Source organism: Candidatus Symbiopectobacterium sp. 'North America' (assembly GCF_015762685.1).
In the GTDB taxonomy this organism is placed as follows: Bacteria; Pseudomonadota; Gammaproteobacteria; order Enterobacterales; family Enterobacteriaceae; genus Symbiopectobacterium.
This window is the reverse complement of record NZ_PEHF01000083.1, coordinates 1-9,101: the sequence shown is the minus strand read 5'-3', so window position 1 is coordinate 9,101 and position 9,101 is coordinate 1. Positions and strand designations below refer to the sequence as shown.

The window sequence follows — 9,101 nt, the reverse complement described above, 5'->3', positions numbered from 1 at the left end:
TTAAGCAAGCCCAACATCAATCGAAAATCAGTGTTGCAAAAACGGGGGTGACCATAGATTTTTATGGTATAGCGTCACGCCATGAAAGCAGCGGCGGGAAGGTGACCTCCGCCAGCGTGCCGTTGCCCTCACGCAGGTTGCTGATCGTTAATGCGCCATGGTGCAGTTGTGCCACGCGGGTGACAATACTCAATCCCAGCCCGATGCCGCCGTAACGCGTGTTCATGCGGACAAACGCCTTGCTCAATTCGCCGACTTTGCTTTCATCAATGCCTGGCCCTTGGTCACGCACCTGCAAGGTGATTTCCGGGTCGGCGGTAAGTCGCAGAGTAATAGTGCTCTCTGGAGGGCTGTAACGGTGAGCGTTTTCGATCAAATTACGCAGCAGCAGTTGCAGTAACGTGGCATCGCCCTGTATTGCCACCTCTTCCTCGCTGATTTGCCAGTCAATACGCTGGTTGCGCTGACTGGCCATCTCTTCCACCGCATCCTGTATGGGGACAATCACATCCTGAGCCAGCGAAATCTGTTGGTAGTGGCCGGAGGAAAACGCCACGGCGGCGCTCGCCAACTGAAGCAGTTGTTCAACGGTTCGTGTCATGGTATCGATACGTGAAATCAGCGGCTGGCAATCGACTCCATGACGTTGTTGCTGAAGTTCCAGATGCAGCCGTATTCCTGCCAGCGGGGTACGTAGTTTGTGCGCGACGTCAGCGGTAAATTGGCGCTCTCGTTCCAGCGTTTCATTCAGGCGCACAAAGAGTTGGTTCATGGAGCGTGTCACGGCGGCGATCTCTTCCACCTGCTGATAATCAGCGATAGGTTCCAGATTTTCCGCACTGCGGTTGCCTAATTCCGCTGCGAGGCGCGACAGTGGCCGCGTAATCCAGTTCACGGCCTGAATAGAAAGAAACAGGGAAGCCAGCACCATTACCAGACTGGGTATGCTGAGTGAGGCTATCGATTCGCGTATTTTCTTGGCGATATGATCGTTGCGCGCGTGTTCACTCATCGTTTTGTCCACCAGAAACTCGATCTGTTCCTTACTTTCATGCCATAGCCAGGCGACGCTGATGAGCTGGCACGTCAACAAAATACATCCCAGCGCGATGATAAGCCGCCAGCGCATGCTGGCCGCAGGGGGAGACATCGAGCTGAAAATGCGTTTCATGCGTCATCCTCGGTCGTGAACAGGTAGCCGAAGCCGCGCAAGGTACGGATGCGTGCTTTGCCGATTTTCTGTCGTAAATGATGGACGTGAACCTCGAGTGAGTTTGAGGCGGGATCGTCATTCCAACTGTAAATATCTTGATGCAGCAATTCGCGGTGAACGGGTTGCCCGGCTTTCAATACCAGCCTTGCGAGAATCGCAAACTCTTTGGGCGTCAGAATAACCGATTCGTGCTTCAGGCTCACCTGCTGAGTCGTGAGATCAAGGCAAAGATCGTCCACCACAACCAGATTGTCGCTTGCGCCTTGGTGGCGGCGGATCAGGGCTCTGACCCGTGCCAGCAGCTCCGTCAGCGCAAACGGCTTAACCAGGTAGTCATCGGCTCCGGAATCCAGCCCGCTGACGCGATCGTCGATGGTATCACGGGCGGTCAGGATCAACACCGGCATATGCTGGTGCTGTTTGCGCCAGCGTGCCAGCAGTTGCAAGACATCGCCATCCGGTAGCCCGAGATCCAGAACCACCAGACTGTATGGCGCACTGTTTAACAGTGCATCCGCCTGTTTGGCTCCGCCCGCGCAGTCGCAGTCGTACCCTTCCTGGCTGAGTGCCAGTAACAATCCTTCTTGCAGTAAGGCATCATCTTCTACAATCAACAATCTCATGCAGTGCGATTCCGACATCCCTTGAGGATATCCCATTCAGGCTGATATTCGTTGGTAGTAACATTAAGCATTTCCAGTATGGTGTGAAACAGATTGTCTTGCGAATAACTTTGTGTTTGCGCGCGTTGTCGCAAACATGTCTCTTCCACGGCAAATTGCTGCTGGTAGTCATGCGACAGCCACATCAACATCGGGATATGCGTTTGTTGTGAAGGGGCGACGGCATAGGGCATGCTGTGTAAATAAACACTGTCTTCCCCCAGTGATTCTCCATGGTCGGAGAGATAAACCAATGCGGTGTTGAACTTATCCTGATGGTGTTTCAGCAGCGCTATCGCGTTGTTTAACGTGTTATCCAGATAAAGCAGCGTGTTGTCATAGGTGTTGGTTAGCACATCTTGGGAACAGTTCTGAATCTGGTTGGTGTCGAAGGTCGGGGTAAATTGTTTGAACGCGTCCGGATAACGTCTGTAATAGGCTGGCCGGTGACTGCCAATCATGTGCAGCACAATAATGGTGTCGCTGTTCAGTTGATTGATATGGTCTTCCACGCCGGTAAACAGCGCTTCATCGTAGCATTCTTCGCCGCTGCATAAGCCCGGTGCTGCAATGCTGGGAATATCTTTGTTGGGAACCCGATTGCAGACGCCCTTGCATCCGCCGTCATTTTCCTGCCACAGCACATTGATGCCGGCGCGTTGAACAATATCCAGCAGCCCTTCCTGGTGGCTGGCCAGTGCGGCATCGTATTGCGTGCGTGGCATGCTAGAAAACATGCAGGGCACCGAAACGCCGGTTGACGTGCCACACGACTGGGTATGGGGAAAGTAGATCACGTTGGCCTTTTTCAACTGCGGATTAGTCTCTTTGCCGTATCCCCCCCAGAGAGAAGTTTTCCGCGCGAGCGGTTTCTCCTACCACTAAAATGATCAGGTTTTTCTTACCATTGGCATTGGCAGGGCGGGGCCTTGGTGCGCATCCAGGCCGATTTGCACTAACGGCTGGTTAGCCAGCGCCCGATGCTTAACTTAGGAAAGATTGGCGGTTATCACGTTGCTGGGGGTAATAGATTTCACCAACTCCTTGTTATTTCGCATTAATGATGCGTAATCTTTGTAAAATAGCACGGCGACGAGCAATATTGTCAGCAGTGATAGTGCGATAATCAAAAAGCGCTGACCGATACTGATCGCGGTTAATACCGTCGGTTTTATTTTTACCCATAACGCGAAGCTGGCAGGCAAGACCCCGACGAGCAATACCCAGAGTGCCAGTTGTGGCGTAAACAGATCGACAGATTCCGACACGTTGGTTTCCATCACATTCTGTATCATGGTGCGATCGATAATAATGCTGTAGTTCAGCATGAAATATTGCACTGAAGCGCCCGCGATCAGCAGCGCAGCAATCGCCCATTGACGCAGATAGGGAATGGCGAACAGGGTAAAGACGATATTCAGCATGGCGAAGATCACCAACGGCATGCTCAGGAAAAAAGGCAGCGTTGCGCGCTGGCTGAAATCCAGCAGGTGCAGCGTTTGACGATAGTAAGCAACGTTTTGCACCAGCTTGATAAAGGCGGAGAAAAACAGCACGTAGCCGATGCTTGTCCACTCGGGGCGGGAAAGGGTAAAACGAATTTTCATGGCTATCTCAATGAATAAAGACAAAATGAGTGATAGCGCGTGACGTTAAGATATTAAAATTAAGCCAACCTTAAGACGGTGTTCAGATGTCGTAGTAAAAGGGGGGGGGAGAACCGTGAAATGCGGGGACGGGAGAAGGGACATTTGGTATACTAGACCCTAAATAATTCAAGTTGCAGGAAAGCGGCAAGGGAGTGAATCCCGATGAGCTTACTTAGGTAAGTGATTCGGGTGAGCGAGCGTAGCCAACGCGTCTGCGACTTGAATTATTTAGGGGAGTGTCCTGTCGATGGTGAGTGCCTAAACGTTTAAGGCAATTAAATAGATGATGTCGAGGATGGTGTCAGCCATGTCAAATTTGCTTGTGTCTGGCGAATCAAATGAAATTGATTTGCTGGAGGAACGGCCGTTTAACCCGACGGACCATGAGATCCTGAAATCTTACGAGGCGGTGGTAGACGGTCTGGCGATGCTGATCGGTGAACACTGTGAAATCGTGTTGCACGCGCTAGAAGATCTTAAATGCTCTGCGGTGCGCATTGCCAACGGCGAACACACCGGGCGTAAAATCGGTTCGCCGATTACCGATCTGGCGTTGCGTATGCTGCATGATATGGCGGGAGAAGACAGTAGCGTATCCAAAGCCTACTTCACTCGAGCCAAAAGCGGTGTGCTGATGAAATCGGTCACTATCGCCATTCGTAACCGCGAGCAGCGTGTGATCGGCCTGCTGTGTATCAACATGAATCTTGATGTGCCTTTTTCCCAGATTGTGCAAACATTTATTCCACCGGAAACCCATGAAGTGGCCTCCTCGGTGAACTTTGCTTCCTCCGTGGACGATCTTGTTGCGCAGACGCTTGAGTTCTCTATTGAAGAGGTGAACGCGGATCGCAACGTTTCTAACAATGCCAAGAACCGGCAAATTGTGCTGAACCTCTATGAAAAAGGTATTTTCGATATCAAGGAGGCGATCAATCAGGTGGCGGATCGCCTGAATATTTCCAAGCACACGGTTTACCTCTACATTCGCCAGTTTAAAAACGGTGATTTCAGCGGGCACGACCGCTAATGTTGCGTTATTGCCTCTTGGTGACAGGCCCGGCATACGGTACGCAGCTGGCGAGTAGCTCGCTGCTGTTTGCCCGGGCGTTGATTGCACAAGGGCACTGCCTGGAAAGCGTGTTTTTTTATCGGGAAGGGGTGCTGAACGCCAGTCAACTGACGTCCCCTGCTAATGACGAGTTCGATTTGACGCGTGCGTGGCAGCAGTTGGGGGCAACGCATCAGGTGGCACTGAATGTTTGCGTGGCTGCCGCACTGCGTCGCGGAGTCACGGACAACGAACAGGCAAGGCTGCTCGAACTACCCACCGCCAATCTGCAACCAGGTTTTTCACTGAGCGGTTTAGGTGAACTGGCTCAGTCCGTGTTGACGTGCGACCGCGTCGTACAGTTTTAAGGAGCGATAATGAAACGCATCGCTTTCTTGTTTACCCATGCTCCGCACGGTGACGCGTCAGGGCGAGAAGGATTGGATGCCTTATTGGCCACCTACGCGCTGAGCGATGATATCGGCGTGTTTTTTATCGGTGACGGAGTGCTCCAACTGTTGCCCGGCCAGCAACCTGACATCATTCTGATGCGTAACTACATTGCCACGTTTGGCGTGTTGCCGCTGTACGACATCGAGCGCTGCTATCTGTGTGCGGCGTCTGCCTATCAGCGCGGCCTGAACGCGGATACCGCATGGGTGATTGGCGTTGAACGACTCGCGCCGGATGCCCTGCGTGCAACGCTTGCCGACTATGACACTGTCCTTACGTTTTAATTTGAGAGTGTTTACTGTGAGAGTGCTACGCTTATGCAGTCTGTGACCCCACCTCTGAAAACGCGCTTGCACACGCTTTCCCGTTCGCCCTATCACACCGATATCGACGCTATGTTGCGTTGCGTGTTGCCACAGGATGCGCTGCTGCTGCTGCAAGACGGCGTGATTGCCGCATTGGGGCAGGGGAACGTGGTGGAACACCTGCTGGCATTGGGAATTCCTGTCTACGCCTTGCAGGAAGATGTGGACGCCCGCGGGTTGGCAGAACAAATATCAACCAGTATTCTGCTGGTCGACTATACTGAATTTGTCCGGCTGACCGCCCAACACGCTGTGCAACTGGCGTGGTGATGCTGAAATTTTGACTATTTCTTGACTCCTTTCACTGTCAGCCCTATAATTATGCGTCCCAATATTTTACTCTGTAATATATGGGGCTATTTATAACGTGTTTACGAAGCGAAATAAAAAAACCAGGAGTTTTTAATGGCAACAATTAACCAGCTGGTTCGCAAACCGCGCTCTCTGAAGGTTGCAAAAAGCAACGTTCCTGCGCTGGAAGCGTGCCCGCAAAAACGTGGTGTATGTACTCGCGTATATACCACCACTCCGAAAAAACCAAACTCCGCACTGCGTAAAGTATGCCGTGTGCGTTTGACTAACGGTTTTGAAGTGACTTCCTACATCGGTGGTGAAGGTCACAACCTGCAGGAGCACTCCGTGATCCTGATCCGTGGCGGTCGTGTTAAAGACCTCCCGGGTGTGCGTTACCACACCGTACGTGGTGCACTGGACTGCTCTGGTGTTAAAGATCGTAAGCAGAGCCGTTCCAAGTACGGCGTTAAGCGTCCCAAGGCTTAATGGTTCTCCGTTAATTAAGGCCAAACGTTTTAACTTAAATGTCAAACTAAACTCGTAGAGTTTTGGACAATCCTGAATTAACAACGGAGTATTTCCATGCCACGTCGTCGCGTCATTGGTCAACGTAAAATTCTGCCGGATCCTAAGTTCGGATCTGAATTACTGGCCAAATTTGTAAACATTCTGATGGTAGACGGTAAAAAATCTACCGCAGAAGCAATCGTCTATACCGCGCTGGAAACCCTGGCACAGCGTTCTGGTAAAAACGAACTGGAAGCTTTCGAAGTCGCTCTGGACAACGTTCGTCCGACTGTTGAAGTTAAGTCCCGCCGTGTAGGTGGTTCAACTTACCAGGTTCCAGTTGAAGTCCGTCCGGTCCGTCGTAATGCTTTGGCAATGCGTTGGATCGTTGAAGCTGCTCGTAAACGCGGTGATAAATCGATGGCTTTGCGCCTGGCGAACGAACTTTCTGATGCAGCAGACAACAAAGGTACTGCTGTTAAGAAACGTGAAGACGTTCACCGCATGGCCGAAGCCAACAAGGCGTTCGCTCACTACCGCTGGTAATTCCCGCGGGCTAACCAGGCGGGCGTGCTTTGCGGCCCGCCCGTTTGTGTTAACTGATGAATTGAACGTCCGAAGATATAATAGAGGAAACAAATGGCTCGTACAACACCCATTGCACGCTACCGTAATATCGGTATCAGTGCACACATCGACGCCGGTAAAACCACCACGACTGAACGTATTCTGTTCTACACAGGTGTAAACCACAAAATCGGTGAAGTTCACGACGGCGCCGCCACGATGGACTGGATGGAGCAGGAGCAAGAGCGTGGGATTACCATTACCTCTGCTGCGACTACTGCGTTCTGGTCTGGTATGGCGAAGCAGTTTGAGCCGCACCGCGTAAACATCATCGACACCCCGGGACACGTTGACTTCACTATCGAAGTAGAACGTTCCATGCGTGTTCTTGATGGTGCAGTCATGGTTTACTGTGCTGTTGGTGGTGTTCAGCCGCAGTCTGAAACCGTATGGCGTCAGGCTAACAAATACAAAGTTCCGCGCATCGCGTTCGTTAACAAAATGGACCGTATGGGCGCGAACTTCCTGAAGGTCGTTGGTCAGATCAAATCCCGTTTGGGCGCGAACCCGGTTCCGCTGCAATTGGCGATTGGTGCTGAAGAAGGTTTCACCGGTGTTGTTGACCTGGTTAAAATGAAGGCGATCAACTGGAACGAAGCCGACCAAGGCGTCACCTTCGAATACGAAGACATCCCTGCTGATATGCTGGAACTGGCTGACGAATGGCACCAGAACCTGATCGAATCCGCTGCGGAAGCTTCCGAAGAGCTGATGGAGAAATACCTGGGCGGTGAAGAACTGACTGAAGAAGAGATCAAAAAAGCTCTGCGTCAGCGCGTTCTGAACAACGAAATCATCCTGGTTACCTGTGGTTCTGCTTTTAAAAACAAAGGTGTACAGGCGATGCTGGATGCGGTAGTTGATTACCTGCCATCTCCGGTCGATGTACCGGCGATCAACGGTATGCTGGATGACGGTAAAGACACGCCGGCTGAACGTCACGCAAGTGATGATGAGCCGTTTTCTGCGCTGGCATTCAAAATTGCTACCGACCCGTTTGTAGGTAACCTGACGTTCTTCCGTGTGTACTCCGGTGTGGTTAACTCCGGTGATACCGTGCTGAACTCCGTGAAAGCGGCGCGTGAGCGTTTCGGTCGTATCGTTCAGATGCACGCTAACAAACGTGAAGAGATCAAAGAAGTTCGCGCTGGTGACATCGCGGCAGCCATCGGTCTGAAAGACGTGACCACCGGGGATACCCTGTGCGATCCGAATTCTCCGATCATCCTGGAACGTATGAAGTTCCCGGAGCCGGTTATCTCTATCGCCGTTGAGCCGAAAACCAAAGCTGATCAGGAAAAAATGGGTCTGGCTCTGGCACGTCTGGCGAAAGAAGACCCGTCCTTCCGCGTATGGACTGACGAAGAATCTAACCAGACCATCATCGCCGGTATGGGTGAGCTGCACCTCGACATCATCGTTGACCGTATGAAACGTGAGTTCAACGTTGAAGCGAACGTCGGTAAACCTCAGGTTGCTTACCGTGAAGCGATTCGCGCGAAAGTTACCGATATCGAAGGTAAACACGCCAAGCAGTCTGGTGGTCGTGGTCAGTATGGTCACGTGGTTATCGACCTGTATCCGCTGGAGCCGGGCTCAAATCCGAAAGGCTACGAGTTCATCAACGACATCAAAGGTGCTGTAATTCCTGGTGAATACATCCCTGCCGTTGATAAAGGTATTCAGGAACAGCTGAAAGCGGGCCCGCTGGCGGGTTACCCGGTGGTCGATCTCGGCGTGCGTCTGCACTTCGGTTCTTACCATGACGTTGACTCCTCTGAACTGGCGTTTAAACTGGCTGCGTCTATCGCCTTTAAAGATGGCTTCAAAAAAGCAAAACCTGTTCTGCTTGAACCGATCATGAAGGTTGAAGTAGAAACGCCTGAAGAGAACACCGGTGACGTAATCGGTGACCTTAGCCGTCGTCGTGGTATGCTGCGTGGTCAGGAATCTAACGTCACTGGCGTTGTGATTCATGCCGAAGTTCCGCTGTCTGAAATGTTCGGATACGCAACTCAACTGCGTTCTCTGACCAAAGGCCGTGCTTCTTACTCCATGGAGTTCCTGAAGTACGATGATGCGCCGAACAACGTTGCTCAGGCCGTTATTGAAGCTCGTGGTAAATAATTACCAATACATTGATCCCATGCCCTCTCCTCAGGGGAGGGTATTTGAGTAAGGAATATAGCCGTGTCTAAAGAAAAATTTGAACGTACAAAACCGCACGTTAACGTCGGTACTATCGGCCACGTTGACCATGGTAAAACCACGCTGACCGCA

10 protein-coding genes and 1 pseudogene are annotated in these 9,101 nt (G+C 51.7%); 8 read left to right on the top strand and 3 right to left on the bottom strand.

The features are described from left to right. Positions 1–61 precede the first annotated feature (61 nt). From pmrB to eptA, 3 genes and pseudogenes are all read right to left on the bottom strand, one after another. The gene (gene pmrB / locus CS369_RS17220) at positions 62–1,171 is read right to left on the bottom strand and encodes a two-component system sensor histidine kinase PmrB (RefSeq protein ID WP_244665071.1); all 1,110 of its coding nucleotides are present in this window, start codon (positions 1,169–1,171) and stop codon (positions 62–64) included. After that, a complete protein-coding gene (pmrA, locus tag CS369_RS17215; RefSeq protein WP_196908052.1) occupies positions 1,168–1,836 on the bottom strand; it encodes a two-component system response regulator PmrA in 669 nt (222 codons plus the stop codon). Before pmrA ends, pmrB begins: the two co-directional genes overlap by 4 nt. Continuing rightward, positions 1,833–3,482, bottom strand: a pseudogene (gene eptA, locus CS369_RS17210) (phosphoethanolamine transferase EptA). Before eptA ends, pmrA begins: the two are co-directional and overlap by 4 nt. A gap of 349 nt (positions 3,483–3,831) precedes the next feature. Between eptA and CS369_RS17205 the strand changes: the two are divergent. The 8 genes from CS369_RS17205 to CS369_RS17170 all read left to right on the top strand — a co-directional run. Continuing rightward, positions 3,832–4,554, top strand: coding sequence for a transcriptional regulator (locus CS369_RS17205; RefSeq protein ID WP_196908051.1), 723 nt, complete (start codon positions 3,832–3,834; stop codon positions 4,552–4,554). Next, positions 4,554–4,943, top strand: a complete 390-nt coding sequence (gene tusD, locus CS369_RS17200; protein ID WP_196908050.1) for a sulfurtransferase complex subunit TusD — start codon at positions 4,554–4,556, stop codon at positions 4,941–4,943. The genes CS369_RS17205 and tusD overlap by 1 nt, the downstream gene beginning before the upstream one ends. Positions 4,944–4,952: 9 nt before the next feature. Then, entirely contained in the window at positions 4,953–5,312 is a 360-nt protein-coding gene (gene tusC / locus CS369_RS17195; RefSeq protein ID WP_196908049.1) for a sulfurtransferase complex subunit TusC, read from the top strand. 33 nt (positions 5,313–5,345) lie between these two features. After that, positions 5,346–5,663, top strand: coding sequence for a sulfurtransferase complex subunit TusB (gene tusB / locus CS369_RS17190; RefSeq protein ID WP_196908048.1), 318 nt, complete (start codon positions 5,346–5,348; stop codon positions 5,661–5,663). Between the two features lie 135 nt (positions 5,664–5,798). Further along, entirely contained in the window at positions 5,799–6,173 is a 375-nt protein-coding gene (gene rpsL, locus CS369_RS17185) for a 30S ribosomal protein S12 (protein WP_195315730.1), read from the top strand. Positions 6,174–6,269: 96 nt separating this feature from the next. Beyond that, positions 6,270–6,740 carry a 30S ribosomal protein S7 gene (gene rpsG / locus CS369_RS17180; RefSeq protein ID WP_195315729.1) on the top strand — a complete coding sequence of 157 codons (471 nt, stop codon included), beginning with the start codon at positions 6,270–6,272 and terminating at the stop codon, positions 6,738–6,740. Positions 6,741–6,833: 93 nt separating this feature from the next. Next, positions 6,834–8,948: an elongation factor G gene (fusA, locus tag CS369_RS17175; RefSeq protein ID WP_196908047.1), complete on the top strand. Its 2,115-nt coding sequence runs from the start codon at positions 6,834–6,836 to the stop codon at positions 8,946–8,948. A gap of 63 nt (positions 8,949–9,011) precedes the next feature. Beyond that, positions 9,012–9,101: GTP-binding protein (locus CS369_RS17170; RefSeq protein ID WP_001982298.1), on the top strand; the 90-nt coding region annotated here is incomplete at its 3' end.

Excerpts from the sequence above, each read along its gene's own strand:
- pmrB (WP_244665071.1), bottom strand. The coding sequence starts at position 1,171 with ATGAAACGCATTTTCAGCTCGATGTCTCCCCCTGCGGCCAGCATGCGC.
- pmrA (WP_196908052.1), bottom strand. The coding sequence starts at position 1,836 with ATGAGATTGTTGATTGTAGAAGATGATGCCTTACTGCAAGAAGGATTG.
- CS369_RS17205 (WP_196908051.1), top strand. The coding sequence starts at position 3,832 with ATGTCAAATTTGCTTGTGTCTGGCGAATCAAATGAAATTGATTTGCTG.
- tusD (WP_196908050.1), top strand. The coding sequence starts at position 4,554 with ATGTTGCGTTATTGCCTCTTGGTGACAGGCCCGGCATACGGTACGCAG.
- tusC (WP_196908049.1), top strand. The coding sequence starts at position 4,953 with ATGAAACGCATCGCTTTCTTGTTTACCCATGCTCCGCACGGTGACGCG.
- tusB (WP_196908048.1), top strand. The coding sequence starts at position 5,346 with ATGCAGTCTGTGACCCCACCTCTGAAAACGCGCTTGCACACGCTTTCC.
- rpsL (WP_195315730.1), top strand. The coding sequence starts at position 5,799 with ATGGCAACAATTAACCAGCTGGTTCGCAAACCGCGCTCTCTGAAGGTT.
- rpsG (WP_195315729.1), top strand. The coding sequence starts at position 6,270 with ATGCCACGTCGTCGCGTCATTGGTCAACGTAAAATTCTGCCGGATCCT.
- fusA (WP_196908047.1), top strand. The coding sequence starts at position 6,834 with ATGGCTCGTACAACACCCATTGCACGCTACCGTAATATCGGTATCAGT.